The organism is Stenotrophomonas sp. CC22-02, assembly GCF_004365115.1.
In the GTDB taxonomy this organism is placed as follows: domain Bacteria; phylum Pseudomonadota; class Gammaproteobacteria; order Xanthomonadales; family Xanthomonadaceae; genus Stenotrophomonas; species Stenotrophomonas forensis.
The window spans coordinates 2,296,570-2,323,490 of the sequence record NZ_SOCO01000001.1 but is presented as its reverse complement, the minus strand read 5'-3'; the positions used below and the strand labels follow the sequence as shown (position 1 = coordinate 2,323,490).

Below are 26,921 nucleotides of genomic sequence, written 5' to 3'. Positions count from 1 at the left end.
TCGCGCCCCCGGCGTTGCCCGGTGGGTCCTGCGATCCAGAGAGTTGCGCCCCGAGATGAACCCCTGCGTTGCCGCCGGCAGTGGCAACGTGGGCGGCCGCCGAATCCACGATGTCCCCACAGGCTTTGGAGGTGCACCGATGAGCGACGAATTCAATCCCATGTTGCCGCCCCTGGACGATGCCAAGGCCGAGGAAATGATCGGCAAGCTCGTGCTGGTTGGTGTCACCCGCTATGGCGGCGACGGCCAGGTGCAGGGTCTGGAGCAGTACGCGGGCACTGTGCTGCGCATCAGTGCCGACGAAGGCGTGGTGCTGGCCGATGAAGATGATGGTCATGAGCGCTACCTGCCACCGATGCTCGACCAGTACCAGCGAGCCGAGCCCGGTGAGTACCGGATGCGGAACAGCGGCATGATCGTGGTCGACCCGGACTACCTGGCCACCTGGGATCTGCACGCGCAGCAGTAGTGCCAGGCCACGCCTGGCAGGTGCCGGACCGTTGCCGGCCTGACCAGGCGTGGCTCACTTTGCCCCATCCGGCCACTAGTCCTTCCGGCCCATTCACTACAGCCCCTGCGGTGCTAGATTCGGGCCCTTGCCCGTCCTCGGGCGCCCATTCACACCCCAGGGGATAAGGATGCTGATCCGTCGAACCTCTCTGGCGGCGGCCGTTGCCGTTGCCACCGTCGGCCTGCTGGCCGCTGGCCCGGCGCTTGCCGACTACGCGAAGCCGCCGGAACACCTGCTCAAGGTGCTCAAGGCACCGCCGCCGCCGGCGCCGAACGTGGCACCGGGTGGCCAGCGCCTGCTGCTGACCACTGCGCAGACCTATCCGTCGATCAGCCGCGTGGCCCAGCCCTATCTGAAGCTGGCCGGCGTGCGCCTGGAGCCGAAGAACCGCAGCCGCCATGACACCCCCGGCGGCTATGGCATTCCGGCCTGCGTGGCCGACTTCACCCTGGTCGATATCGGCAGCGGCAAGGAAACCAAAGTAAACCTGCCGCAGGGCTGCGCCACCGGCGCGCTGTGGTCGGCCGATGGCAGCCACTTCGCCTTCCAGAATGCGGTCGACACCAGCGTGCAGCTGTGGGTGGGCGATGCCGCCACCGGCCAGGTGAAGCAGGTGCCGAACGTGCAGCTGAACCCGATCTTCGGCAACACCGTGCAGTGGCTGGGTGGCAGCCAGAACCTGCTGGTGAAACTGGTGCCGGCCAACCAGGGCCCGGCACCGTCCAATGGCGGTGTGCCGACCGGACCTGACGCGCAGGAATCGCTGGGCAGCAGCGGCGAGAGCAGCACCTATGAAGCGCGCGATACGCTGACCAGCGTGCATGACGAAAAGCTGTTCGCCTACTACGGCGCCTCGCAGCTGGCGGTGGTCGATACTGCGGCTGGCAGCGTGCGCCCGGTCGGGCAGCCGGCGCTGTTCAACGAGGTCAGCGCCGCACCCGATGGCGTGCATGTGCTGACCGAGTCGATCAAGGCCCCGTATTCGCATGCGGTGACCTACCAGCGCTTCGCCAACGACGTGGCGGTGCTGGACATCGCCAGCGGCAAGACCACCGCGATCGCCAGCCTGCCGCTGGCCGATCGTGTGCCGGTGCACGGCGTGCCGGAAGGCCCGCGCGGTTTCGACTGGCGCGCCACCGATCCGGCCACCCTGGTCTATGCCGAAGCGCTGGACAAGGGCGACTGGAAGGTCAACGTGCCGCACCGTGATCGCGTGCTGATGCTGAAGGCCCCGTTCAACGGCAAGCCGACCGAAATCACCCGCACCGCGCAGCGTTTCGAAGGCTTCGCGTGGACCGCCGATGCGGCCGTGGCCTTCCAGTACGAGAACGACGAGAACCGTCACTGGATGCAGACCCGCATCGTCGATGTGGACCAGCCGAAGAAGGAAGGGCGCCTGCTGTGGGACATGTCCAGCGATGAGCTGTACGGCAACCCCGGCAACCTGGTCTTCACCCGCCTGCCGAACGGCGCGCAGGTCGTGCGTCGTGAAGGCAACCATGTATTCCTCAGCGGCCGTGGCGCTTCACCGCAGGGCGACCGCCCGTTCCTCGACCGCCTGGACCTGGGCACGCTGAAGAGCGAGCGCCTGTTCCGCAGCAGTGCCGACGCCTACGAGCAGTTCCTCGGTTTCAGCGCCACGCCGGGCCGCTACCTGACCTGGCACCAGTCGGTGATCGATCCGCCGAACGCCTTCATCCGCCAGCAGGGTGAGGCGGTGGCCGATGCGAAGGCCGGCGAGGCGCAGTTCGCCTCCAGCGCCACTGCGCTGACCAGACTGGTTGACCCGACCCCGGAAGTGCGCCAGATCAAGAAGCAGCTGGTGACCTACAAGCGTGCCGATGGCGTGGACCTGTCGTTCACCCTGTACACGCCGCCGGGCTACAAGGAAGGACAGCGCGTGCCGGCGATCCTGTACGCCTACCCGGCCGACTTCGCCAACGCCGCGCAGGCTGGCCAGGTGTCCGGTTCGCAGCAGACCTTCACCCGCCTGCAGCCGTACCGCCTGATGCTGCTGGCCGGCTACGCGATCATCGACAACGCCTCGTTCCCGATCGTGGGCGACCCGAAGAATGCCTATGACACCTACCTTGAGCAGCTGGAAGCCGACGCCAAGGCGGCGGTGGACAAGGCGGTGGACATGGGCGTGGTTGACCGTAACCGCATCGGCGTGACCGGTCACAGCCATGGTGGCTTGATGACCGCCAACCTGATCGCGCACACCAATCTTTTCAAGGCGGGCGTGGCCACCAGTGGTTCGTACAACAAGACCTTCACCCCGTTCGGCTTCCAGAACGAGCGTCGCTCGGTATGGCAGGCGCAGGACGTGTACCTGAAGGCCTCGCCGTTCTTCTATGCCGACAAGATCAAGCTGCCGCTGCTGCTGGTGCACGGCGAGGACGACGCCAACCCGGGTACCGAACCGTTCCAGTCGCGCAAGCTGTACCAGGCCATCCGTGGCAACGGCGGTACCACCCGCCTGGTGATGCTGCCGAACGAACCGCACTGGTACACCGCGCTGGAATCGAACGAGCAGCTGGTGGCGGAAATGCTGAACTGGTTCGACACCTACGTGAAGAACGCCAAGTAGCGTCGAGCGTGCTCGACGGCGTTGCAGAAGGTCGCCCTCGGGCGGCCTGTCTGCATCCGGTGGAACCGGACCTGCGCTGGGCTGCTGTTTGAAAGGGATAGGGAGGCCTCATGAATACCGGATTGCTGGCACTGGCTGCGCTGTTGGTCTCTCCGGTTGCCATGGCGGTCCCGCCACGGATGAGCGTGCACGTGGCGTACGACTGGTCTGGCTGGGGTTCGGTGTCGGAGCACTGGCTCATCCAGCGCGATGCCTATGGCATGACCACCCGTGTGCAGGTGGTGGATGCGCCTGACGTGAAGGCGCGCCTGCCTGAACTGCTACCGGTCGACGCCATGGCGGCGCTCGAGGCCGCGCTGCAGACAGCACCACTGACCCGAGAAGCCACAGTGAATCTGATCAGTTCGCGGCTCGACCGGGCCGCGATACTGGGGCTGGACCCGGGGCTGCGCAGCCTGCAGCCGGGCGCATGCTCGTTCGACCAGCAGCGTGCATTCGCCCGCCAGGCGCTGGCCACCTCGAGCCTGCAGGCACGTGTGGCACGTCATTTTGAAGGTCTCTGGACCGACGATTACCCGATGATGACCGTGGTGGTGACCCGGCCGGGACGCCCGGATGTCGTACTGGCATCGACATCGCAGGCGACGATGATGCTGCCCTGGAAGCGCCTGCCGTCGGCGGAGTTCGATCAACAGGTGTTGGCCGGCGCGCAGGAAGAGTGGCGCCCGGCATTGAGCGAAGCGGTGAATGCGCTGCTGCCGGACGGCGAAGCGTCGCGCAACCGATTCCAGATGGGGTGGCTGCAGGACCGGTTGCGCAGTGACCTCGCACTGGAGTCGCTGGACTGTGGTGCCTGGCGCAGACGGCGCGCAGAGTGATCGATCAGGCGTGCTCTGCAATCAACTGTGGAGGCTCGGTAACGGCGTGTTACCGGCACATTCCCGCATCAGGCAAATGGGCTAGGCTGACCCTGTGAGTTCGTCCCGGGTCGGTGCAATGAAAGCCATCCTTGTTGCTGCAACGTTGTCCTTGGTCCTGGTCTCGACTGCAGGTGCGCAGCCACTGCCCACCGAGCTGGCGCAGCTGGGGATCATCGCCGGTATGCCCTACGCCAAGGCCAAGCGCCTGCTGGATGCTGCGGGATGGCAGGTGAAACCGCTGCAGGGCGCGCCGGAATCGCTGGAGGGCTTTCCGGAAGTTGGATGCCAGAAGGGCGGAAAGCAGTGTGCAACAACCTTTGAGAAGGGCGATCAGCAGGTCGCGGTGCGGCTGGGCACTACCCTGGCAGGGCAGCCGTTCGTGCAGGGCGCTGACTGAGCGTCTGCCGCGCTCAGGCCAGCGGCAGACGGTCCAGCGCGTGCGACAGGCGATCATGCAGGTCGCGCACATGTTCGGCCTTGGCGTGGGTCCGCGTGGTATCACCAAAGCTGCGCAGATAGGCGCAGGCCGCGAAGCCAGCGCTCTTCTTCTCGTAGTCGGCAATCCAGGCCAGGCGGTCCGGGTTGTTGGCCTGCTCGGCTGACCACGCGGCCACCGGCGGGCGGATGCGGTACTTCAGGCCGACGCGCCACGGTTTGGGTGTCAGCCGTGCGCGGAAGCAATGCTGCAACCGGCACATGCGCGCGTAAAGGGTGTCGGCGCCCAGTGCCTTGAAGAACGCCTGCAGCTGTTCGTCCTCGGGTGGGAACGTGGCGTGCATGGCCAGCACGCGCAGTCCGGCTGGCGTCCGGTAGGCGCGCAGGTGCCAATCCGGGTGCTGCCCGCTGAAGGCCGCGACCCGCTGCAGGGCCACACCCTCGGCACCACCGGCCGCCGCCAGTCGGCGCCTGCGTTGCATCAGCAGCGCCATGTTCACCAGCACCACTGCCGCCACGCCCAGCACCAGTCCCACCAGCCAGTGCCAGAGCAGGGTGCCGATGATGGCGCCGGCAAACAGCAGCACCGCCGCGATGAGGGCGGGCATCACGCAACCTGCCGGGGGCGGCGCGTGGTCGATGTCGGCGAACAGCACGTCCGGGGTGTTCAGGCACAGCGCACCGTAGCTGTTGCGGGTGATGATGACATCGCCGTCGCGCCGCACGATCTGCTCGCGGATCGGAACACCTTCCACACCGTAGTTGCTGCGCACCTCACGACGCGGCAGTGCCTGCCCGGCAAGGATGGCGTTGAGGGCTTCATTGGCACGCCGGTCGGCGTGCCCCTGGGCCTCGGCCGGGCCTTCGTCGGACCAGCCGAAGCGGCGCACGACCACCGGCCGACCGCGGAAACGGGCCTGCAGGCGGGCTTCGGCCCAGTACGCGGGGACGATCATCATCGTGCGGTGCTCCATCATCCGTGGCGGGTGCCGAAGCGAGTCTGGCACAGCGCCGGAGCGGCCGCACCCGCCTGCTGCGGCGGCCCGGGCAGAGTGGTAAATTGCGCGCCTTGCATGCACTCCACCAAGGACGGAGCGATGTTCATGATCCTGCGCGGCCTGTTGGCCCTGGCCTGTACCGGGGCGGTTGGCATGGCCATGGCGGCGGAGCCGGCCGCACCGCAGATCCTCACCGAGGATGTCACCCGCTTCTACGCGCTGTACGACGCTGCCGGCGGCAAGCCCAGCGTTGCACAGCTGCGTGGGTACATGGCCGAGGGCTCGGCGGGCCTGGCGGAGTTGGCCAAGGCGCGGCGGGTCACTCCCGAACGGATTGCCGAAGCCATGGCCGCCCAGCCCGAGCTGTACGCACAGGGACGAAACTGCCTGGCCGAGCTTCCGGTGGTGAAGCAGCGCCTGGTGCGCGTGTTCGCCAACCTGCAGGCCATCTACCCGCAGACCCGGTTCCCGCCGGTGACCATCGCGGTGGGGCGCGGCAGGCCCGTCGGGTTGACCTCGAAGAGTGGGGTGATCATCGGCCTGGAAGCACTGTGTGCGGCCGACTTCATGAATCCCAACGTGCAGGATCGTTTCGTGCACGTGATCGCGCACGAGTACGTGCACATCCAGCAGACCGGGCTGACCGACTTCGAGCCGGGCGATCCGCATGCGACGGTACTGCGCGTGTCGCTGGGTGAGGGCATCGCCGAGTTCATCACCGAACTGATTTCCGGCAACGTGGGCAATGCCCGCCATGCCGCGTGGACACGCGGCCGCGAAGTGCATATCGAAAGCGCATTCGCACTGGACCTGGACAGCACCGATCTGTCGCCGTGGCTGTACAACTACACGCCCGGTTCGCAGGAGCCCTACGACCTGGGCTACTGGGTGGGTTACCGCATTGCCAAGGCCTACTACCTGCAGGCCAGGGACAAGCGTGACGCGGTGCGTGCGCTGATCCAGCAGGACGACCCGAAGACCATCCTGGCCGCCAGCGGCTGGACGCCGGGCATGTGGATGCCGGCGAAGGTGACCGGCGTGGCGGCGCGTACCGCTTCGCGATGAGCCGGGTGCGCAGCGCTAGACTGCGGGTCTGGTCATCCGGAGAACCCGCATGCGTGGATCCCTGCTGCTTGCCGCTGCAATCGCCGTTGCCATGGCCCTGAGCGCGCCTGTGGAGGCGGCCGAACAGGCGGCGGTCAATCCGTTGCTGGTCAAGCCTGTTGAACAGCTGCGCCCGGACGAGGTGCGCTTCATGCAGCAGCAACTGGCCGACTGGCCGCAGCTGCAGCGCTATCGCGACACCAACGCACAGCTGCCTGCGGCAGTGCCCGGTCAACCACGCGTGGTGTTCTTCGGTGATTCGATTACCGAAGGTTGGGGCAGGGAAGGCAGTGCCTCGTTCTTCCCGGGCAAGGGTTGGCTCAACCGTGGCATCAGTGGCCAGACCACGGCGCAGATGCTGCTGCGTTTCCCGCAGGACGTGCTGGCGCTGCATCCGCAGGTGGTGGTGATCCTGGCCGGCACCAACGACATCGCCGGCAATACCGGCCCATCCACGCAGGGGATGATCGAAGACAACCTGCACGCGATGGTGGATCTTGCGCGCGCGCATGGCATCCGCGTGGTGTTGGCCTCGGTGCTGCCGGTCAGCGAGTACCCATGGATGCCGGGCATCACGCCTGCGCCCCAGGTGCGTGCGTTGAACGCTGCCTTGAAGCGCTATGCCGATGCGAAGCAGCTGCTGTATCTGGACTACTACACGCCGATGGCCAATGCCGCTGGCGGCCTCGACCCGCGGTTGGCCGACGACGGCGTGCATCCGACCGCGAAGGGCTATGAAGTGATGTCGCCGTTGGCTGAGGCGGCGATCAAGCGCGCGCTGGAGCAGGCGTCGCCGTAGCCGGCAGGCTCCCCAGCAACCATTCGCAGAAACTGATCACCAGCGGATCGGCCGCGCTGTCCTGGTGCACCAGCCAACTCCAACGCGGGCCGCGCACGCGTGCATCATCCAGCGGTTGCAGCAGCCCCTGCTCGCAGGCGCGCGCGGCCAGCAGCTCGCTCACCAGCGCGATGCCCAGCCCCTCGCATGCAGCATCCAGAAGCTGCCCGGGCTCGGAGAAATTCATGCCCTCACGGCGCTGGCCCACGTCCGCGCCGCCCTGTACCTGCCACTGGCTCCAGTCCATTTCGCGTTCGCCATGCAGGGTGAGTCGTTCGTGCACAGGTGTGGCGAGCAGGGCCGGATGGCAGGCCGGATAGAGACGGTCCTGCAGCAGCACCCGATGCTGGCACTGCGCCTGTGAGTCGAGGTCATCACGCACCGTCACGTCCAGTGTCTGCGTGGTCATGTCAGGTGCTTCCTCGCTGGTCAGCAGCCAGAGGTCGGCCTCAGGATTCAGGCGATGGAACTCCGCCAGGCGCGGCACCAGCCAATGACGGGCGAAGGCCGGGCTGGTGTTGACGATCAGTTGATTCGGCTTGCGGTACTGGTCAAGCCGGCGGATGCCGCTGGCCAGCTGGCGCAGCAGGGACTGGGTGGTTTCCAGCAGATCAAGGCCGGCGTCGGTGAGGGTGACGCTGCGACCCTGGCGGAAGAACAGCGGCTGCTGCAGGGCGTCTTCCAGGCCGCGGATCTGCTGGCTGATGGCCGATTGGCTCAGGTGCAGTTCCTCGGCCGCACGATGGAAGCTGCCGAGCCGGGCGGCGGCTTCGAAACCCCGCAGGGCGTTCAGCGGTGGCCAGTGCTTGAGCATTTCAGATAAGCAGAACTGTTCAGATGATGGCTGAATCTATCGTTTGTTCTTATGGGTCGGCAAGCGCAGCATAGCGTCCATCCCACACCGGCCCTGGAGCCTGTCATGAGCAACCGACGTCACTTCCTCACCCAGCTGGCGGGCGCCGCCGGTCTTGGCGGCCTGGCCGCCCTGGGTCTGGCCGGGCTGCCGGGTCGCGCGGCGGCGGCGCCGGGCGCAGGCATCTGGCGCATGCCAGACGAGCACGGCCCGCAGGAACGCGTGTTCCTGGCCTTCGCTGCGCAGCCGCGCGTGTGGGGCGCGCAGGCCGATGCGGTGAACACCGCCGTGGCGAGGCTGGCGCGCACCATCGCCCGCCATCAGCCGGTCAGCGTGCTGTGCCGCCCGGCGCAGTTGAAGCAGGCGCAGGATCGCTGCGGCCGCGACAACATCGAGTTCCTCGAGGTGCCGCTGGATGACATATGGGTGCGCGACTACGGCGGCTGCTTCGTCACCAACGGAAGGGGCGGCCTGGGCCTGGTCGACTTCAACTTCAACGGCTGGGGTGGCAAGCAGAGCGCGCGCAACGATGGTGCGGTGGCACCCTGGCTGGCGCAGGTAACCGGCGCAACGCTGCTGGAAAGTGACCTGGTGGGCGAGGGCGGCGGCATCGAAGTCGATGGCCATGGCACCGCCATCCTCACCGAGAGCTGCTGGGTGAACCGCAACCGCAATCCGGACTGGTCGCGCGCGGATATCGAAGCCGAGCTGAAGCACCACCTCGGCCTGCGCAAGATCATCTGGCTGCCCGGTATCGCCGGCGAGGACATCACCGATGCACACGTGGACTTCTACGCGCGCTTCGTGCGTCCAGGCGTGGTGATCGCCAACCTCGACAACGATCCGGAGTCCTACGACTACGACCTGACCCGCGAGCACCTGCAGATCCTGCGCGGGGCCAGCGATGCCGATGGCCGTCGCCTGCAGGTGCATACGCTGCCGCCGCCGCTGGACGGGCGCGACAACGTGCATACCCGCGACAACGACGATCTGGCGATGGGCTACATCAACTACCTGCCGATCAACGGCGCGGTGGTCGCGCCGCAGTTCGGTGATGATGCCGCCGACGGCTACTGCCGTGAGCTGCTGGAAGACCTGTATCCGGGCCGCGTGATTGAACAGGTGGACATCGATGCGATTGCCGGTGGCGGCGGCGGCATCCATTGCGTGACCAAGAACATGCCGAAGGTGGAGTGACCAGCCTCAGGCGTCGTCCTGCTTCAAGGCGGCATCGGCGGCCAGCAGCGCCTCGGCGGCCGCACTCAGCGGCGGCGAGGGCGGGGCGACCACACCAATCGCCTCCATCATCTTCGGCATGCCAAGGAACTGCCGCGCGCGACGGTCGTAGATGCCGGTGACCAGCAGTGCGCGGGTGGCGATCTTCTGCTCGGCGCCGATCAGTACGCGTTGCTCCATGATGCCGCGTGAGCCGACCCAGCCGACCAGCCGCGTTTCCAGGGTGAAGCGCTGGAACGGCTTCAGCTCGCGGCGGAACTGGATGGTGCCGGCGCCGACGATCGGCGCCCATTTCTCGCGCAGCGCCACCCGGCCCAGGCCCATGCGCAGGATCAGGTCCAGCCGGCCCAGGTCGAAGATGTTCCAGTAGCGGCCATTGGTCATATGCAGGTTGCTGTCCAGGTCGTTGGGCAGCACCCGGAACTGCAGCCGCGAGACCCCGAACGGGGCGTCCAGCTTCGGCCGGAACAGGCTGCACAGCAGCAGGTGGAGCAGGCGGAACCAGAGATTCATGGCTATGACGACTGTTATAGAACGGCCGGTACGCTAATCTATGACGACTGTCTTAGCAAGGAGCCTGCCGTGAGCCCGCGACCCTCTGATGCGCCTCAACGCGTGATTGATGCCGCGGCACAGATGCTGGCGCGCGTGGGCCTCAATGCCACCAGCATCCGCGAGGTGACCAAGCTGGCCGAGGCGCCGCTGGGCTCCACCTATCACCATTTTCCCGGCGGCAAGCAGGAGCTGCTGGCGCGCGCCACCCACATGGCCGGCGACAAGGTGGAGGCACTGCTGGTGGAGCTGCTGGAGGGCGGGGCGGTGCAGGGCCTGCAGCAGTTCCTGGCGATGTGGCGCGAGCGCCTGCTGCGGTCCGGTTTCCGCGCCGGCTGCCCGGTGCTGGCCGCTGCGGTGGAGGAACCGGTGGAGGCGATGTCCAGCCAGCCGCGTGCGGCCGCCGCCGAGGTGTTCGCGCGCTGGCAGGGCCACCTGGCCTCGGCCTTCATTGCGGAAGGGCATGCACCGGCCGCCGCTGGTGAGCTGGCCAGCCTGGTGATCGCCAGCGTGGAAGGGGCGGTGGCGATGTGCCGCGCGCTGCAGGATATCGCCCCGTTCGACCAGGTGGCTGCGCAGTTGCTGAAGGCCGCCGCGCCGCCTTGATCGGCCGCTGCTGGCAGGCCAGACTCGCCAGCAGCCCACGACTGGACGCCGCCATGCACGAATCGCACTGCCGCCACCTGATCGAGCACTACCTGCAGGCCTACAACCGTTTCGACATCGATGCGATGCTGGCGGTGCTGGCGCACAACGTGCGCTTCGAGAACCACAGTGATGGCCAGCTGACGATGGTCACCGAAGGCATCGACGCCTTCGGCGAACTGGCACGGCAATCGGCGCAGATGTTCCTCGAGCGTGAGCAGCAGTTGCTCGAACTGACCTTCAATGACGACGTGGCGCTGGCCAGCATCGGCTGGCGTGGTGTGTTCGCGCAGGACATTCCCGATGGCCCCAGTGCGGGCACGGAACTGGCACTGCAGGGACGCAGCGAGTTCGCATTTGAGGGCGGTCGCATCGTGCGGATCATCGACCGCAGCTGAGGAACGGCCGCATGGGCCTGCGGTTGCTGGCGATCCTGGGCCTCGTCGCGCTGGTGGCGACCGTCGCGCTGGCCGGCGTGTGGGTGGTGTGGTCGGCGCCGGTGCTGATGGCTGAACTGCTGGTGGACGCGGCCATCGCCGGAGGCCTGTACCGGCGCATGCAGGGCATGCAGCAGCAAGGGTGGTGGCGGGTATGCGTGTCGCATACGACCTGGCCGCTGCTCGGGTTGCTGCTGTTCTTCGCGATGCTGGGCGGGTTCGCGCAGGAACTCGCGCCCGGTGCGACCCCTCTGCTGCAGGTCATCCGGACGCTGTAGCTGGGGGGCGTCCTTCATATGGCCAGCCCCGGCTCGTTTTCAGCGGCAATGGACAGTGGGCTATGATCGCGGTCGCCCAGGATTCGTGTCCGGGTGGTTTCACCTTTCGGGAGCTTGTCGTACTGCATCTGGAACAGCGGCGCTGGCTATCCGAACGCCCGCTGGTACACACAACCACTGACGAGGAAGAGCGCATGGATGTCGCTGCACGCAGGAACAGGACGTTGTTTCGTTGGATGATGATGCTGCTGCTGGCCGTGCTGATGCCGTTTGCAGCACTGGCACAGTCGGCGCCCGCTGCGGCGGGGCAGGCCGAAGGCGCTGAAGTAGCCATTGCAGCGGAAGAGGCGGGCTGCCGCGCCTGCGCCTATGAGCGCATTGGACCGAAGGTCGATATCGGCCTGGTGGCACTGATCTCGCTGCTGCTGGTGGGCCTGCTGGTGGCGATATCCCGCGAATGGGGCACCCCCTCGCAGCGCTGGACCTGCCGCACGCTGGCCCTGATGGTGGTGGGTGTCGGCGTGGCCTTGCTGTGGTGGGTGGGCAGCATTGTCTACCTGGGTTACAACCCGTGGCAGGAAGGTGCCGTCGCTGATGGCTCGCTCACTTCCACTCTGCTGAACACCTCACCGAAGTGGCTGGCGGCGCTGGTGTTGATCGGCTTCGCGCCGTCCATCTGGAAACGCAGCGAGCGCATGCCCGCCTGGCGCATCAGCTGACCTCTGACGACGGCGCCGGATCCGCTCCGGCGCCGCCTGCCGCGATCAATCAAATCGCCAGCGCACACCCGCGTAGATGCCACGGCCTTCGCCCGGCGTAGAGCGGGCCACGTCCCTGCCCGCATCGTCATAGCCCGGCGTGACCGTGGCGGCGTAGTGGCGGTCGCCGATGTTGCGCATCTCCGCCCAGGCCTGCCAGCGGCCATTGGGTGCGTCGTAACCGATGCGGCTGCCGAAGATCAGATGGCTGTCAGCCCAGTAGCTGTTGGCGTAGTCCACCGCGATACGCGATGCGTATTCGGTATTCAGCGCGGCATACAGACCGGATGCATGATCGAAGCGCAGCTCGGCCTGGTAGGCATGGCGCGGCAGGCCGGGCAGGCGGTTGCTGCCGAAGCGTGCATCGTGCCGATAACGGAAGTCGCTGAAGGTATACGCCTGGCGCAGCGACAGACGACCCGGCCCAGCCTGCCACAGCGTGCTGTCCAGCCCGGCTTCGATGCCGCGGTGCACGGTGGGACTGGCGTTGTTCTCGGCAATGAACAGGTTCGGCACCGGCTGCAGTTCGACGCTCAGCAGTTCGTGGTTCACGTGCGCGTAGTAGCCGGTCAGTTCCCAGCGGCCCAGCGCAGCATCGCCACGTGCGCCCAGCTCAAGCGTGGTGGCGGTCTGGTTCTGCATCGGCACCGGCGCGCGCTGGCGGCCGCTGGATGGTCCATTGCCTGGCCCGAAGTACTGGTTCGAGCCCCAGATCATCGACCACGGGTGCGGTGCTTCCACCGAGCGGCTGAGGTTGCCGAACCACTGCGTCTGTGCGCTGTGCTGCCAGGTGAAGCCCAGTCGAGGCGCATAGTCCCAATCGTGGTCGCGCAGGCGGCCGCCACTGCTCGGCCAGGTCACCTGCACATCGCGGCGGGTGTTGATCAGCGCCAGCCCCGTCTGCAGGCGCAGGCGGTCGTTCAACGTGAGGGTGTTGCTGACGTGCAGGGTGCTGTCGGTGCCGTGGTGGCGGAAGTCACGTGTGCGCGTGCCAGCGGCATAACCATTGTTGGCAAAGCGCAGCGACTCGCGCACGTCGGCGTCCAGGTCGTGGGTGACGCGCAGGCCGAGCGTGGTTTCGCTGTCCAGGCCGAACAGGCGGTGGCGGTGGCGATAGTCCAGCGTGGCATTGAGGTTGGCGTAGTCCAGCTGCTGGCGGTACAGGCTCTCGTTCAGGTCCATCGGGTACTTGTGATAGACCAGCCCGGCCTGCAGCGAGGAATCCTCATCGATCTGCAGCGTGGTGACGTTGCCTACCCACGTGCTGCCCGGCTGCGGGCGGCGCGCATCAATGGCCAGGTTGGCCGGATTTGCCGCACGCGGGTCGTTGCGGATCTGATCGCGGGTCAGGCGCCCGGGCGTTTCGTGATTGGTTTCGCGGTAGCGCACGAAGAAGCGGGTCTGCAGGTCGGGGCTGATCTGCCAGCCGATGTTGGCCATCGCGCCCTTGCCATCGCCGCGCGCATGGCGCTGGTAACCGTCGAATTCGGTATCGGTGTAGGCCAGGAAGTAGTCGACATCACCACTGACGCCGCCCCAGCTGATCCCACGCTTCTGGTAGCCACGGCTGCCGGCTTCATAATGCAATTGCACGCCCGCCGAATCACGGCCGCTGCGGCTGACGTAGTCGATGGCACCGCCGAGCGCCGTCGCGCCACGCTCGAAACCGTTGGCCCCGCGCAGCACTTCCACGCGCGACAGCCACAGCGGTTCCAGCAGCTCGTAGGGCGTGCCGCCCGGTCCGGTCAACGGCAGGCCATCGATCGACACGGCAATACCCGAGGCGTGCGCGCCCGGGCCGCGGTTGATGCCGGAGCCGCGGATGGAGACCTTGGTGCCCTCGTTGCCCGGCGATTGCGCGCTGATACCCGGCTGGTAGGCCAGCACATCGGCGCTGCTGGACAGTCGGCTGTCGGTCTTGGCCACGTCGATGACGTTGCTGGCGCCGGGCACGCGCTTCAACGCCTCGCGTGCCTGGGCGCTGGCATCGGCGGCGGTGACCTGCACCGCATCCAGCGTGGTGGCCTGCGGGGCGGCGGCGGCGGCGGAGGAAAGGCCAAGGGAAATGGCCAGGAACAACAGCGACGGAGTGGGGCGGTAAGACGAGAGCGACATGCGGGACTGCTGTAAACCACTAAAGTGGCGCGCAAGTTAACAGGTCGCGCGCGCCGCGTCACCCATCGGCGGCGTATGGCCGCCCGCGCGTCTGTAGAGTCGAGCCATGCTCGACTGCTCTTCGCATTTGTAGAGTCGAGCTTGCTCGACTGCTTCTCTGCATCGGAGTCGAGCGCGGCTCGACTCTACAATCGGTTTACGGTGAAGGCTTCGCCATCGCCTTGGCCTTCGCATACAGCCGATCAGACGTTTCCTTCTCACCCAGCGCCGCATGGCACTCGGCCAGGCTGTCCCAGGTATTGGCCGACTCGGGATACAGCTCGGTATTGAGGGTGAACACCTTCAGCGCCTTGCGCGCCCCCAGACTCTCGCGGATGGCATAGCCGCTGGCATTGATCGCGCGCTCCAGGTCGTTGCCCGTAATCCGGGTGTCGTCGCGCAACCAGGCTCGCATCGCCTGCGCGGCACCGGCATCATCATCCTGCGCATAGGCGATCAGTCGCTCCGCCAGCACTGCATGCGGAAATTCGGCAGGCGCGGCCACCGCCATCGTGCTTTCCACCAACGTGCTCGACCACACATTGCGCGCGCTGCCATTGGTCAGGTACACGAACACCCAGTAGCCACTGGCCAGCGTGTCCTTGTAGGCCAGCCGCACCCGCACGCGGGTGCCGCCATCGTGGCCGACCTGGGTGTAGCCGTCGCTGCGCGTGGTGTCCCAACCAGTGGAGAAAAAGTTGCTGCCGCCACCGCTCAGTTTCTGTGGCTGCCACAGCTGTTTCAGCGTCACCGTGCGCACCAGCTTTCCGGTCGCCAATGCCTGCAGGAAACGGTTCATGTCGCCCACGGTGGTCTGCAGATCGGCATGGCCCCAGCCGTAGTCCGGCCACGGATCTTCGTTGGCGGGCTGCAATGTGCCGTCCTTGCCGATGTACGGTACCGCCGCGCGCTGCGCGGGCACGCTCGCCACGCCCCATGAGGTCCGGGTCATCTTCAGCGGCTGCAGGATGCGTTCGCGCGCGATGGCCGGGTAGGGCTTGCGGTAGTGCGCTTCCAGCAGCGCCGTCAGCACCAGATAGTTGGCCTGGGTGTACTGCACGCGGGTGCCGGTAGCGAACTGCATCGGTGCAGCAGCCGCCACCTTCAGAGCGTCGGCAAGGGTGGGTGCCACGCCGCTGTAGCCCTTGCTGACCCAGCGATTGTCCATGCGGTCGTAGTACTCGGCAATGCCGGAACTGTGGTTGAGATAATCGCGCACGGGGATGGCCTGCCATGCCGATGGCAGGCCCGGAACATAGCGGCTGGCGGGTGCATCCAGGTCCACCTTGCCTTGTTCCACCAGCTGCATCACCAGCGTGCTGGTCAGCAGTTTGGCCACCGACTGCGAGGCGAAGATGGTATCGACGGTGGCGGGCGCATGCGTGGCCGGGTCGCGTTCACCGCTGGCGCCCTGATAGAGCACGTTCCCGTTGTGCGCGACCAATACCGCCTGGCCGGCAATACCGTAGCGTTCGCGGTTGGCCTGCAGTTGGGCGTCGAGGCGGGCAGGGAGCTCGCCGGGGACGTCACGCGCGGAAGCGATGGGAGCGGCAAAGAGAGCGCAGAGCAATGCAGCAGCAAGGGTGCGGTACATCGCGGTGATCCGTCAGCGGTGATGGCGCATGTTGGTCACGGCGGAAGAGCGGGTCAAGCGCACAGATTCCCGCATCAGGGAGAGCCGGCCAGCGGCCGGCACTACCACACGTGCCAGGGCAGAGCGTCCCCGGCAGTGCCGGCCGCTGGCCGGCACCCCTGCGATCAGCCCAGGATGCCCGGCAGATCCAGTCCCTTTTCCTTCGCGCAGTCGATCGCGATGTCATAGCCTGCGTCAGCATGGCGCATCACGCCGGTGGCCGGGTCGTTCCACAGCACGCGGCCGATGCGCTTGGCGGCGGCTTCGGTGCCGTCGCAGACGATCACCATGCCGGCGTGCTGCGAGAAGCCCATGCCGACGCCGCCGCCATGGTGCAGCGATACCCACGTCGCGCCGCTGGCGGTATTGAGCAGGGCGTTCAGCAGCGGCCAGTCGGACACTGCATCGGAACCGTCGGCCATCGCTTCGGTTTCGCGGTTCGGCGACGCCACGCTGCCGCTGTCCAGATGATCACGGCCGATCACCACCGGCGCCTTCAGTTCGCCGTTGGCGACCATTTCGTTGAAGGCCAGGCCGAGGCGATCACGGTCGCCCAGGCCGACCCAGCAGATGCGCGCCGGCAGGCCCTGGAACTTGATCTTCTCGGCGGCCATGTCCAGCCAGCGATGCAGGTGCGGGTTGTCCGGAATCAGTTCCTTCACCTTGGCATCGGTCTTGGCAATGTCTTCCGGGTCGCCGCTCAGTGCGGCCCAGCGGAACGGGCCGATGCCGCGGCAGAACAGCGGACGGATATAGGCCGGCACGAAGCCGGGGAAGTCGAAGGCATTGGCCACGCCTTCTTCCAGCGCCATCTGCCGCAGGTTGTTGCCGTAGTCCACGGTCGGCACGCCCAGCGCGTGGAAGCCGAGCATGGCGCGGATGTGGTTGGCCATCGACGCGCGTGCAGCCTTCTCCACTTCCTTGGGGGCGGATACGCGCTTGTCGTCCCACTGCTCGACGGTCCAGCCCTGCGGCAGGTAGCCGTTCACCGGGTCGTGCGCGGAGGTCTGGTCGGTCAGCAGGTCGGGCTTGATGCCGCGCTTGAGCAGTTCGGCCAGCACATCGGCGACATTACCGAGCAGGCCCACCGACTTCGGCGTACCGGCCTTGCACGACTCGTCGATCAGGCGCAGCGCTTCGTCCAGGTTGTCGGTCCAGGTATCCAGGTAACCGGTGCGCAGGCGCATGTCGATGCTGCTCTTGCGGCACTCGACAGCCAGGCACGAGGCGCCGGCCATCACCGCGGCCAGCGGCTGCGCGCCGCCCATGCCACCCAGGCCGCCGGTGAACAGCCACTTGCCGGTCAGGTCGCCCCCGAAGTGCTGGCGGCCCATCTCCACGAAGGTCTCGTAGGTGCCCTGCACGATGCCCTGCGCGCCGATGTAGATCCAGCTGCCGGCGGTCATCTGGCCGTACATGGCCAGGCCCTTCTTATCCAGCTCGTTGAAGTGGTCCCAGTTGGCCCAGCGCGGCACCAGGTTGGAATTGGCGATCAGCACGCGCGGTGCGTCGGCGTGGGTGCGGAACACGCCCACCGGCTTGCCCGACTGCACCAGCAGGGTCTGGTCGTCGTCCAGACGCTTGAGCGTTTCGACGATCGCGTCGAAGCTCTCCCAGTCGCGCGCGGCGCGGCCGATGCCGCCGTACACCACCAGTTCCTGCGGGCGCTCGGCCACGTCCGGGTGCAGGTTGTTCATCAGCATGCGCAGCGGCGCTTCGGTCAGCCAGCTTTTGGCGTTGAGCGTGGTGCCGGTCGGCGCGGCAATGGTGCGGGACGGGTCGTTGCGGGTCATGCGGCGCTCCGGTTCGTTGCGAATTCAAGGCAGGCATTGAGCACCTGCGCCAGGGTGTGGCGCAGCGGTGCGGCGTGGTCGGGGTCGAGCGGGGTAGGCCAGCTGTGTTCGTCCACCTGGTCGGGCAGCGGCTCGTGCATGTAGCCGCGGCAGGCAAGTTCCATCTGCAGGGTATGCACGCCGCCGGCGACGTTGCTGTAGTGGCGTGTGATCCAGCCGCCCTTGAAACGGCCGTTGCGCACTTGGCTCATGCCACTGATTCTCAGCAGGTTCTCCACCACATCGCTCAACGCGTTGTCGCAGGAGGTGTCCGGCGCACCGGACGGGCCCGCCGTGCCGAGGTTGAACTGCGGCAGTTCCCCATCAAACAGGTGCGGGATGTGCGAGCGGATCGAGTGCGCGTCGTACACCACCACGGTGCCATGGCGTGCGCGCAGGCGGGTGATCTGCGCGGCCAGCGCATCGTGGTAGGGCAGGAAATAGGTATCGCGGCGGCGCGCGATTTCCGCCTCATCCGGTTCGCGCCCGGCGTGGTACAGCGGCTGGTTGTCGAAGGTGGTCAGCGGGCACAGGCCGGTGGTGTTCTGGCCCGGGTACAGCGAGGCACCGCTGGGATCACGATTGAGATCGATCACCGAACGCGAGATCGCCGAGCGCACCGTGGTCGCGCCCATGCCGCGCACGAAGTCGTACAGCTCGTGTACCCACCAGTCGGCATCACGGCGCGCCAGCCACGGCGAGTGATAGTCGTCGATCAGGTCATGCGGCAGCTCGCTGCCGGTATGCGGGAAGCTGACGATGAGGGGGGCGTCGCCCTCGTGCACGGTCAGCCATTCGGGATGGGCCTTCATGCCTGCGGTTCCACGGTCGGCAACAGATCGCTCAGGCCCTGCGCCAGCGCGCCGCTGCGCACAAGGTTGGTGGCGATCACCATGTCCGGGTGGAAGTAGCGATCCTCTTCCAGCGTCGGCACCTGCGCGCGCAGGGTGGCGCGCACGCTTTCCAACGCGGCGCTGGAGCGCAGCGGGGCGTGGAAGTCGCAGCCCTGCGCGGCGGCCAGCAGCTCGATGCCGATCACGTTGGCTGCGTTCTCGGCCATCTGCATCAGGCGGCGGGCGCCGTGCGCGGCCATCGACACATGATCTTCCTGGTTGGCCGACGTCGGGATCGAGTCAACGCTGGCCGGGTAGGCGCGCTGCTTGTTTTCCGAGACCAGTGCGGCGGCGGTCACCTGCGGAATCATGAAGCCGGAATTCAGCCCCGGGCGCGGGGTCAGGAATGCCGGCAGGCCGGACAGCGCCGGGTCGACAAGCATGGCCAGGCGGCGTTCGCTGATCGAGCCGATCTCGCACACCGCCATCGCCAGCATGTCGGCGGCGAAGGCCACCGGCTCGGCGTGGAAGTTGCCGCCGGACAGCGCTTCGCCGGTATCGGTGAACACCAGCGGGTTGTCGGACACGCCGTTGGCTTCGATTTCCAGCGTGGTCGCGGCCTGGCGCAGGATGTCCAGCGCGGCGCCCATCACCTGCGGCTGGCAGCGCAGGCAGTACGGATCCTGCACGCGCACGTCATTGTCGCGGTGCGATTCGCGGATGTCCGAGCCCTGCATCAGCGTGCGCAGCGTGGCGGCAGTGGCGATCTGCCCGCGCTGGCCACGGATGGCGTGGATGCGCGGGTCGAACGGCGTATCGGAGCCCTTGGCCGCTTCCACCGACAGTGCGCCGGTCACCAGCGCGGCCTGGAACACGGTCTCGATCTCGAACAGGCCCGCCAGCGCATAGGCGGTGGAGAACTGGGTGCCATTGAGCAGCGCCAGGCCTTCCTTCGCGCCCAGTTCGATCGGCTGCAGACCGGCGCGTGCCAGTGCATCGACCGCCGGCAGGCGTTCGTCGCCGATGAAGGCTTCGCCCACGCCCAGCATCACGCTGGCCAGGTGCGAGAGCGGTGCCAGGTCACCCGAAGCACCCACCGAGCCCTGTGCCGGCACCACAGGCAGCACGCCCTTGACCAGCATCGCTTCCAACAGCAGCAGGGTGTCCTCGCGGATGCCCGAAGCACCCTGCGCAAGGCTGACCAGCTTCAGCGCCATCATCAGGCGCACCACGCTGGCCGGCATCGGTTCGCCGACGCCTGCGGCATGCGAGAGCACGATGTTCCGCTGCAGGGTGGCCAGGTCCTCGCGCTCGATGCGCACGCTGGCCAGCTTGCCGAAGCCGGTGTTGATGCCATATACCGGCGCGCCCTTGGCGACGATGGCGGCCACGGCTGCGGCACTGGCACGCACCACCGGCAGCGCGGCCGGGTCCAGTGCCAGCGGCGCGCCGCGATAGACCTGCCGCCACTGGGCGAGAGTGACGTGGCCGGGGCGAAGAACCAGGGTGTTGCTCATGTGTTGCTCCAGGAGGCAGGCAGGTCGGGCTGTCCGCGCACCACGCGCGCGTGCAGCGGGTTGAATCCAATGCGATAGACCAGGTCGGCGGGGGCGTCGATGTCCCAGATCGCCAGGTCGCAGTCCATGCCCACGACCAGTCGGCCGATACGGTCGCCATGGCCCAGCGCACGCGCCGCTTCACGGGTGAAGCCGGCGATGCACTCGTCCACGGTCAGGCGGAACAGGGTGGCGCCCATGTTCATCGCCAGCAGCGGGCTGGTCAGGGGCGAGGTGCCCGGGTTGCTGTCGGTGGCCAGCGCCAACGGCACGCCGGCCGCACGCAGCGCCGCGATCGGCGGCAGGGTGGTATCGCGGGTGAAATAGAAGGCGCCGGGCAGCAGCACTGCGACGGTGCCAGCGGCGGCCATCGCGGCGATGCCGGCGTCATCGAGGTGTTCGATATGGTCGGCCGAGAGCGCACCGAAGCCGGCCGCCAGTTCGGCGCCATGCTGATTGCTCAGCTGCTCGGCATGGATCTTCACCGCCAGCCCGTGAGCACGTGCCGCCTCAAACACCTGCCGCGCCTGCGCCGGCGAGAAGGCGATGTTCTCGCAGAACACGTCCACCGCTTCGGCCAGGCCTTCGGCGGCGATGGCCGGGATCATCACGTTGCACACCTCGTCGGTGTACTCCTGGGCCTCGCGGCCTGGCGGAACCGCGTGTGCGCCGAGGAAGGTGGTCACCACGTTGACCCGGCATTCCTCGCCCAGTGCACGCGCTACCTGCAGCTGCTTGCGTTCGTCCGGCAGGGTCAGGCCGTAGCCGGATTTGATCTCGAGCGTGGTCACGCCTTCGGCGCGCATTGCCAGCAGGCGCGGCCGGCTTTCGCGGGCCAGCTGTTCCGGCGTGGCGGCGCGGGTGGCGCGCACGGTGGAGACGATGCCGCCGCCGGCACGGGCGATCTCCGCATAGCTGACCCCCTGCAGGCGCTGCTCGAACTCGTTGGCGCGGTTGCCGGCGTAGACCAGATGGGTGTGGCAGTCGATCAGGCCCGGCGAGATCCAGCGGCCTTCGCCGTCGATGCGGGTGGTCGGTTGCAGGTGGGCATCGCTGCCGGCGGTGCCGACATGGACGATGCGCCCGTCAGCGCAGGCCAGCACGCCATCGCGGATGACGCCCAGGCCGTCGCCGTCGAGGGTGATCAGGTGGACGTTGGACCAGAGGGTATCGACGTGCATGGCATCCACAACGCGGCTGTGCTTATATGTCTATACAATATAGGCGTCCATTTCGGGTTGTCCAGCCATGTCCGATTCGCGTTCCCCCCACAGATTCCATGCCGCCCACGCCCTGCTGGCCGGGGGCTGGGCCCGCGATGTCCAGCTGCAGGTGCAGGACGGCCGCATCACGGACATCCGCACGGGCGAGGGTGCGCAGCCGGGCGATACCCGGGTCGGCATCCTGGTGCCGGGCCTGCCCAACCTGCACAGCCATGCGTTCCAGCGCGGCATGGCCGGCCTGACCGAGATCGGCGGCGGTGACGGCGACAGTTTCTGGAGCTGGCGCGAACTGATGTACCGCTTCCTGGCCCATCTGCGCCCGGACGCGGTGCAGGCCATCGCCGCCCAGGCCTATATGGAAATGCTGGAAAGTGGTTTCACCCGCGTTGGCGAATTCCACTATCTGCACCACGACGCCGACGGCCGGCCGTATGCCAACCGCGCCGAGATGAGCGCGCGGATTGCCGCTGCCGCCGATCAGACCGGCATCGGCCTGACTCTGTTGCCGGTGTTCTATGCCCATGCCGACTTTGGCGGTGCGGCGCCGAATCCCGCGCAGCGTCGCTTGATCCATGATGTGGACGGCTTCGCGCAGCTGTTGGAGGCCGCCAGGCCGGCATTGGCCGCGCTGCCCGATGCGGTGCTCGGCATCGCACCGCACAGCCTGCGTGCAGTCACGGGCGAGGAACTGGGTGCATTGTTGCCGCTCACCGAAGGCCCGGTGCATATCCACATCGCCGAGCAGGTGCGCGAAGTCGAGGCCTGCCTGGCCTGGAGCGGCCAGCGCCCGGTGCAGTGGCTGTACAACCATGTGCCGGTGGATGCGCGCTGGTGCCTGGTGCATGCCACCCACATCACCGACGACGAGCGCGCAGCCATTGTGGCCAGCCAGGCCGTGGCTGGCCTGTGCCCGATCACCGAGGCCAACCTGGGCGATGGCCTGTTCCCGATGCAGGCGTTCGCACGCGAAGGTGGTCGCTTCGGTGTCGGTTCCGATTCCAACGTGCTGATCGACGCCGCCGAAGAGCTGCGCCTGCTCGAGTACGGCCAGCGCCTGACCCTGCGCGGGCGCAATGTGCTGGCCCCGGATGCCACCCGCAGCACCGGTCGCTTCCTGTTCGAGGGGGCATTGCACGGCGGTGCACAGGCACTGGGCGTGGCCGCCGGACTGCAGGTCGGTGCCAGTGCCGACCTGGTTGAACTGGACGCTGCGCATCCCGCGCTGCAGGCGCGAGAGGACGACGCCTGGCTTGACAGCTGGGTGTTCGCCGCACGTAATGGCGCGCTGCGATCGGTCTGGCGCCATGGCCGCCAGTACGTGGCCGACGGCCGCCACCTGCAGCGCGAGGCGATCACCACCGCTTTCGCCGCCGCCCTGAAGGGCGTGCTGGGCTGATCGCCTCCCGCCACCGAGACCCCATTACGTGAAGGCCAGCAAGTCCGCCACGCTCAACCAGCGTATCCGCAGCGATCTGGAAAGCCGCATCCTCAGCGGAGAGTGGGCGCCGGGCTTCCGCATCCCGTACGAGCACGAGCTGATGGAGCAGTACGGTTGCTCGCGGATGACAGTGAACAAGGTGCTGACCGCTCTGGCCGAGAGCGGCATGATCGAGCGCCGCCGTCGCGCCGGCTCGTTCGTGGCGCGGCAGCCGCCGCACCTGGAGCAGGTGGCGCTGGAGATCCCCGATATCGCGATGGAGGTCGGTTCGCGTGGCCATCAATATGGCTACCGGCTGCTGCAACGCGAGCTGCGCCTGGCCGACACCGGCAATGCCGGTGAAGTGGAGCTGGCGGGCCGAGAGAAGCTGCTGGCGATGCGTTGCCTGCACCTGGCCGATGGTCGCCCGCTGGCACTGGAACACCGCTTGATCAGCCCGGTGGGCGTGCCCGAGGTGCTGGAGGTCGATTTCAACACCACCGCACCGGGCAGCTGGCTGCTGCAGAACGTGTCATGGACCCGGGCCCAGCACCGCATCAGTGCCTGGGGCGCGGACACCGCCACGGCCAAGCTGCTGGAGGTGAAGCCCGGCACCGCCTGCCTGGTGATCGAGCGGCTGACCTGGCGCGGTGAACAGCCGATCACCCGCGTGCGGCAGGTGTTCCTTGGCGACGCCTGGGACCTGGTAGCGCGGTTTGCGCCTGGGGCCCGCTAGGGTCGCATCCACGCACGGCGTGGATCTACTGAATCCCGGTTGGGATCAGGCAATGCGTGCGAACCACGGGTAGATCCACGCCATGCGTGGATGCTGCCTCATCAATACGTAGCGCACTGCCGCCAGCGCACCGGCTCATCCACGCCGGGGCGGGCATTGAGCTGGATGCGCACGTTGCGCAGCGCGGGGTAGTGCAGCACTTCCTCACAGACCCGTGGCCACACCGCGTCCAGTTCACCGGTGCGGTTGATCGCCAGGGTCTGCCGGGTCAGCCACACGCCGCTGGCGATGCCGGGCTTGCCGGCGAGGGCACGGGCGAGCTCGGCCTGGTAGCGATCCAGGGTGGCCGCATCCGGGTTCGGATTGCGGCGCGCGTCTGTGTCCGAGGGGGCCGGTGGAGTGGCCGGAGTGGCCGGGGCCGGCTCGGTTGCAGGCGCGACCGCAGGAGCGGCCGCCATGGGGGCGGGGGCCACGGGCCTGGCCTCTTCCCTGTGCAGCCCCTGCAGGCCCAGGCCCACCAGCAACCCGAGCGTGACCGAACCCAGTGCGGCTATGGCGATCCGGCGCAGCGCCTCATGCCGGGCGCTGGCGCGCACGCGCGCTTCGATGTCGCCCGGCAGGTAGGGTTGCAGCAGTGGCCACAGGCGTGGGCCGTCCAGCACTTCAACCGCCTGCTTCTCAGCGGCGCTGCGGCCATCGCGTTCGATCCGGCCCTCGGTCAGCAGTATGCCGCCCCTGGCGCCGGCCAGGCGGGCAGCCGCGCCCAGCTCATTCACCGCGGCGGTGCCGATGCGGTAGGCCAGGCCGTGCTTGCACGACACCTGCCACGTGTTGGGCCCGTCGCTGAGCAGGAAGTCGCTGCTCGGCTCGCGCGATTCTTCCGTCGTATCGCTGAGTTCACGCAGGCCACGCTGCTCGCGCAGCATGCGCTTGACCAGTACCGAGAATTCGCGCCAGTGCATGCCGGCCAGGGCCTGCAGGCCGAGTTGCATCTCCTTCTGCCGCCGCTTGATCCACCACAGATAGACAACGGCAAGGGAACAGCTAAACAGGGCCGACAGCAGGGCCAGGATCCAGGGGAGCATGCAGGAGGTGCGCGGAGGGGGCGAGTGCGGAAGACGACAGTGTAAAGGTCGTATCGCGCCGCTGGGTCAGGAGGTTCCTGACAGGAAACGTGACGGCGCACGCAGATTCGGCATACGACGGACACGAAAAACCCGCCAATCCTGAAGCCGTGAGGGGAGGGAACAAACGGCAGCCGAAGCGATTGGCGGGTTGCTCGCGATTGTCAATCAAAATTTATTGCATTGCAACAATGGCGGTCAGGGCACGCTGTCCGGTGACTGATGGCTGCCCGGGGCGGGAGCGTCGGCACCGGAGGCGGCGCGGTTCTCCAGCTTTGCCAGGCGCGCATGCAGGGCATCGATGCGGGCTTCCAGCGCCGTCAGTTCGTCGGCGGTGGGTACATGCAGGCGCTTGAGGACGCCCTGCACCTGGTCGTCGAAGGCTTTTTCGACCTTGTTCCAGGTGCCGGAGGCCTTTTCGCGGGCTTCGTCCAGCGACGATTCCACGTTGTCACGCCAGCCCGGGCCCTGCTCGCCGCTGCGTTCACGGCGGCGCGACTCCCAGGCCTCGCCTTCCTTCACCAGGCCATCAAAGAAACGGCTGCCTTCGGCCTGGGCACGGCCCAGCGCACCCAGTCCGGCCAGCCAGACCTGCTGCGCAGAGTCGCTCAGCTTGCGCGAGAAGCGCTCGGCCTGGTCACCGAAAGAGGCGTCGTCGTCGCGGCGGTCGTCGTTTTCGTAGCGGTTCATCGCACTTCCCGTGGGAGTTGGGCCTGTCCCGAGAGTAGCGCGCGTTGGCGTTGCACGGCCGTGACGGCCGCCGCCGGGATTCAGCCCAGCTTTTCCTTCAGCACGCGCTGGATCTCGCCTTCGACCATGCCCTTCATCGCCGACAGCAGGAAGCCCAGCTTGGCGGTCACGCGCACGGCGCCCGGCTGCAGTTCGATCGCGCCGTCCACGCCGCTGCCGGAGAAATTCAGCACATCGGCGGTCCACGAGGACTTCAGGCCGAAGCGCTCGGACAGCTTGGCGGCAACCTGTTCGATTGCCGCGCGCGCCTGTGCGTCGGGCAGGGCGTGGGCGTGGCGGACATCGATGGTGGACATGCAGGCTCCTGGCGCAGGGCGGGGATGATCAATGAGGGCGAGCATTGTGCGCATCGAGGGCCTTCGCGCCAAGCACTCATCGCAGGTTCTTCTTCGTTGGCGGCCAACCTGCTAGGCTGCGCCGCGTGCAGAACCTGCTTGTTCACTTCAGTCAGCAACAACAGCCCGACCAGCCCCTGCGGCCCGGGGTGCAGCGCATCGTGCGCCAGGCCAACGGCAGCGTGCGGCTCGGCGACGCCGGCAACGGCGCCCTGCTGCTGGCGCAGTTCTGCATGGACGACCGCGGCCTCTGGCTGCAGGTCGGCAACGGTATCCGCGGCATCCACGTGAACGGCCGGCCGGTGCGCCGGATGGCCCTGCTGCGTGCGGGCGACGCAGTGTATGTGGATGGCGTGGAGATGGTGCTGCAGGGCGAGGTTGAAAGCCTGCTGCAGGCGCCGGCGCCGAAAAACGAAGAGGTCACCGACGAACAGCAGCGCCTGCTGCGGGGTGTCGGTGGCCTGCACCATGGTCGCAGCTTCACCCTGTCGCGGGCCCGCCTGATCGGCCGTGGCAACGAGGCGGACATCGCCATCGATGATCCGGCCTTCGCCGAGCAGCATGCGCGGGTGGAAGTGCACGGCGAGCGCGTATTGCTTCGCGACCTGGGCAATGCCGAAGGTACCCGGGTCAACGGCGTGGCGGTACGTCACTGCTGGCTGCAGGCGGGTGACCAGGTCGTGTTCGATGGCCAGCACCGTTTCGTGCTGGAAGTGCCGCACGACCCGCGCCGTCGGCCGCTGCCGGCCGAGGACGAGTCCGGCCAGGACGCGGAGCAGGCGCCGGTGCTGCCGGCTACGCCGCGCAAGGTGCGGCGCTGGCCGTGGCTGCTGGTGAGCGCACTGCTGCTGGCCGCGCTGCTCAGCCTGCTGCTCTGGTTCGGCGCGCGCTGATCTGAACCGAGAGGGGCCGCTCTGGAGGGTGCCGACCTTGGTCGGCACACTCCATCAGGGCTCACGACGCCCGGCAGCACACAGCTCTGGTAGGTGCCGACCTTGGTCGGCACGCTGCTTCTGCGGGCTTGACGCCTGACGGCGTACGCCGACCAAGGTCGGCGGCTGCCGGCACCATGCTGGCGGCCAATGGATTCCGATGAAACCAAATTTCCCTTGCCGCACAAGGCCGCAAGGCTGGTGCACTGCGGCATACTAGGGGTCTTGCCCCACAGGTGTG

25 protein-coding genes and 1 pseudogene are annotated in these 26,921 nt (G+C 67.4%); 14 read left to right on the top strand and 12 right to left on the bottom strand.

Annotation, left to right across the window (positions count from 1 at the left end):
* Positions 1–139 precede the first annotated feature (139 nt).
* From N440_RS10745 to N440_RS10730, 4 genes are all read left to right on the top strand, one after another.
* A complete protein-coding gene (locus N440_RS10745; RefSeq protein ID WP_006452927.1) occupies positions 140–469 on the top strand; it encodes a hypothetical protein in 330 nt (109 codons plus the stop codon).
* A gap of 169 nt (positions 470–638) precedes the next feature.
* Positions 639–3,101 carry a prolyl oligopeptidase family serine peptidase gene (locus tag N440_RS10740; RefSeq protein WP_133935064.1) on the top strand — a complete coding sequence of 821 codons (2,463 nt, stop codon included), beginning with the start codon at positions 639–641 and terminating at the stop codon, positions 3,099–3,101.
* Positions 3,102–3,223: 122 nt separating this feature from the next.
* Positions 3,224–3,979: a hypothetical protein gene (locus N440_RS10735; RefSeq protein ID WP_243831338.1), complete on the top strand. Its 756-nt coding sequence runs from the start codon at positions 3,224–3,226 to the stop codon at positions 3,977–3,979.
* Between the two features lie 223 nt (positions 3,980–4,202).
* The gene (locus N440_RS10730; RefSeq protein ID WP_243831337.1) at positions 4,203–4,418 is read left to right on the top strand and encodes a hypothetical protein; all 216 of its coding nucleotides are present in this window, start codon (positions 4,203–4,205) and stop codon (positions 4,416–4,418) included.
* A 13-nt stretch (positions 4,419–4,431) separates the two neighbouring features.
* Here N440_RS10730 and N440_RS10725 read toward each other — a convergent pair whose 3' ends face one another.
* Entirely contained in the window at positions 4,432–5,415 is a 984-nt protein-coding gene (locus N440_RS10725) for a hypothetical protein (protein WP_133935062.1), read from the bottom strand.
* A 138-nt stretch (positions 5,416–5,553) separates the two neighbouring features.
* Here N440_RS10725 and N440_RS10720 point away from each other — a divergent pair, with 138 nt between their 5' ends.
* Complete coding sequence (locus N440_RS10720; protein WP_133935061.1) at positions 5,554–6,519, top strand: DUF2268 domain-containing putative Zn-dependent protease; 966 nt, start codon at positions 5,554–5,556, stop codon at positions 6,517–6,519.
* 49 nt (positions 6,520–6,568) lie between these two features.
* On the top strand, positions 6,569–7,357 hold the full coding sequence (locus N440_RS10715; protein WP_133935060.1) for an SGNH/GDSL hydrolase family protein: 789 nt from the start codon (positions 6,569–6,571) through the stop codon (positions 7,355–7,357).
* Here N440_RS10715 and N440_RS10710 read toward each other — a convergent pair.
* On the bottom strand, positions 7,326–8,210 hold the full coding sequence (locus N440_RS10710; protein WP_133935059.1) for a LysR family transcriptional regulator: 885 nt from the start codon (positions 8,208–8,210) through the stop codon (positions 7,326–7,328). The genes N440_RS10715 and N440_RS10710 overlap by 32 nt on opposite strands.
* Positions 8,211–8,315: 105 nt before the next feature.
* On the opposite strand from N440_RS10710, the gene N440_RS10705 reads away from it, so the two are divergent.
* A complete protein-coding gene (locus tag N440_RS10705; RefSeq protein WP_133935058.1) occupies positions 8,316–9,446 on the top strand; it encodes an agmatine deiminase family protein in 1,131 nt (376 codons plus the stop codon).
* 6 nt (positions 9,447–9,452) lie between these two features.
* Here N440_RS10705 and N440_RS10700 read toward each other — a convergent pair whose 3' ends face one another.
* Positions 9,453–9,998 carry a thioesterase family protein gene (locus N440_RS10700; RefSeq protein ID WP_049458716.1) on the bottom strand — a complete coding sequence of 182 codons (546 nt, stop codon included), beginning with the start codon at positions 9,996–9,998 and terminating at the stop codon, positions 9,453–9,455.
* Between the two features lie 69 nt (positions 9,999–10,067).
* On the opposite strand from N440_RS10700, the gene N440_RS10695 reads away from it, so the two are divergent.
* The 4 genes and pseudogenes from N440_RS10695 to N440_RS10680 all read left to right on the top strand — a co-directional run bounded on the left by N440_RS10695 (position 10,068) and on the right by N440_RS10680 (position 12,116).
* The gene (locus N440_RS10695; RefSeq protein ID WP_049458715.1) at positions 10,068–10,643 is read left to right on the top strand and encodes a TetR/AcrR family transcriptional regulator; all 576 of its coding nucleotides are present in this window, start codon (positions 10,068–10,070) and stop codon (positions 10,641–10,643) included.
* A gap of 53 nt (positions 10,644–10,696) precedes the next feature.
* Positions 10,697–11,080, top strand: coding sequence for a nuclear transport factor 2 family protein (locus N440_RS10690; RefSeq protein WP_133935057.1), 384 nt, complete (start codon positions 10,697–10,699; stop codon positions 11,078–11,080).
* Between the two features lie 14 nt (positions 11,081–11,094).
* Positions 11,095–11,397, top strand: a pseudogene (locus N440_RS10685) (hypothetical protein); the annotation flags it as partial.
* A 62-nt stretch (positions 11,398–11,459) separates the two neighbouring features.
* The gene (locus tag N440_RS10680) at positions 11,460–12,116 is read left to right on the top strand and encodes a hypothetical protein (RefSeq protein ID WP_243831336.1); all 657 of its coding nucleotides are present in this window, start codon (positions 11,460–11,462) and stop codon (positions 12,114–12,116) included.
* A 45-nt stretch (positions 12,117–12,161) separates the two neighbouring features.
* Here N440_RS10680 and N440_RS10675 read toward each other — a convergent pair whose 3' ends face one another.
* The 6 genes from N440_RS10675 to hutI all read right to left on the bottom strand — a co-directional run bounded on the left by N440_RS10675 (position 12,162) and on the right by hutI (position 21,344).
* Positions 12,162–14,270: a TonB-dependent receptor gene (locus N440_RS10675; RefSeq protein ID WP_133935056.1), complete on the bottom strand. Its 2,109-nt coding sequence runs from the start codon at positions 14,268–14,270 to the stop codon at positions 12,162–12,164.
* 196 nt (positions 14,271–14,466) lie between these two features.
* The gene (locus N440_RS10670) at positions 14,467–15,903 is read right to left on the bottom strand and encodes a serine hydrolase domain-containing protein (RefSeq protein WP_133935055.1); all 1,437 of its coding nucleotides are present in this window, start codon (positions 15,901–15,903) and stop codon (positions 14,467–14,469) included.
* Positions 15,904–16,067: 164 nt separating this feature from the next.
* The gene (gene hutU / locus N440_RS10665; RefSeq protein ID WP_133935054.1) at positions 16,068–17,735 is read right to left on the bottom strand and encodes a urocanate hydratase; all 1,668 of its coding nucleotides are present in this window, start codon (positions 17,733–17,735) and stop codon (positions 16,068–16,070) included.
* Positions 17,732–18,586, bottom strand: coding sequence for an N-formylglutamate deformylase (gene hutG / locus N440_RS10660; protein ID WP_133935053.1), 855 nt, complete (start codon positions 18,584–18,586; stop codon positions 17,732–17,734). The genes hutU and hutG overlap by 4 nt, the downstream gene beginning before the upstream one ends.
* Positions 18,583–20,124, bottom strand: a complete 1,542-nt coding sequence (hutH, locus tag N440_RS10655; protein ID WP_133935052.1) for a histidine ammonia-lyase — start codon at positions 20,122–20,124, stop codon at positions 18,583–18,585. Before hutH ends, hutG begins: the two co-directional genes overlap by 4 nt.
* A complete protein-coding gene (gene hutI / locus N440_RS10650; protein ID WP_133935051.1) occupies positions 20,121–21,344 on the bottom strand; it encodes an imidazolonepropionase in 1,224 nt (407 codons plus the stop codon). The genes hutH and hutI overlap by 4 nt, the downstream gene beginning before the upstream one ends.
* Before the next feature lie 67 nt (positions 21,345–21,411).
* On the opposite strand from hutI, the gene N440_RS10645 reads away from it, so the two are divergent.
* Positions 21,412–22,782, top strand: coding sequence for a formimidoylglutamate deiminase (locus tag N440_RS10645; protein ID WP_133935050.1), 1,371 nt, complete (start codon positions 21,412–21,414; stop codon positions 22,780–22,782).
* Between the two features lie 28 nt (positions 22,783–22,810).
* Positions 22,811–23,539 carry a histidine utilization repressor gene (gene hutC / locus N440_RS10640; protein WP_133935049.1) on the top strand — a complete coding sequence of 243 codons (729 nt, stop codon included), beginning with the start codon at positions 22,811–22,813 and terminating at the stop codon, positions 23,537–23,539.
* Between the two features lie 101 nt (positions 23,540–23,640).
* Here hutC and N440_RS10635 read toward each other — a convergent pair whose 3' ends face one another.
* The 3 genes from N440_RS10635 to N440_RS10625 form a co-directional block, all read right to left on the bottom strand.
* Entirely contained in the window at positions 23,641–24,624 is a 984-nt protein-coding gene (locus N440_RS10635) for a restriction endonuclease (protein ID WP_133935048.1), read from the bottom strand.
* A 237-nt stretch (positions 24,625–24,861) separates the two neighbouring features.
* Entirely contained in the window at positions 24,862–25,353 is a 492-nt protein-coding gene (locus N440_RS10630) for a phasin family protein (protein WP_133935047.1), read from the bottom strand.
* A gap of 80 nt (positions 25,354–25,433) precedes the next feature.
* Positions 25,434–25,709, bottom strand: a complete 276-nt coding sequence (locus N440_RS10625) for a polyhydroxyalkanoic acid system family protein (protein ID WP_005417302.1) — start codon at positions 25,707–25,709, stop codon at positions 25,434–25,436.
* A 125-nt stretch (positions 25,710–25,834) separates the two neighbouring features.
* On the opposite strand from N440_RS10625, the gene N440_RS10620 reads away from it, so the two are divergent.
* A complete protein-coding gene (locus N440_RS10620) occupies positions 25,835–26,641 on the top strand; it encodes an FHA domain-containing protein (protein WP_133935046.1) in 807 nt (268 codons plus the stop codon).
* Positions 26,642–26,921: the final 280 nt, after the last annotated feature.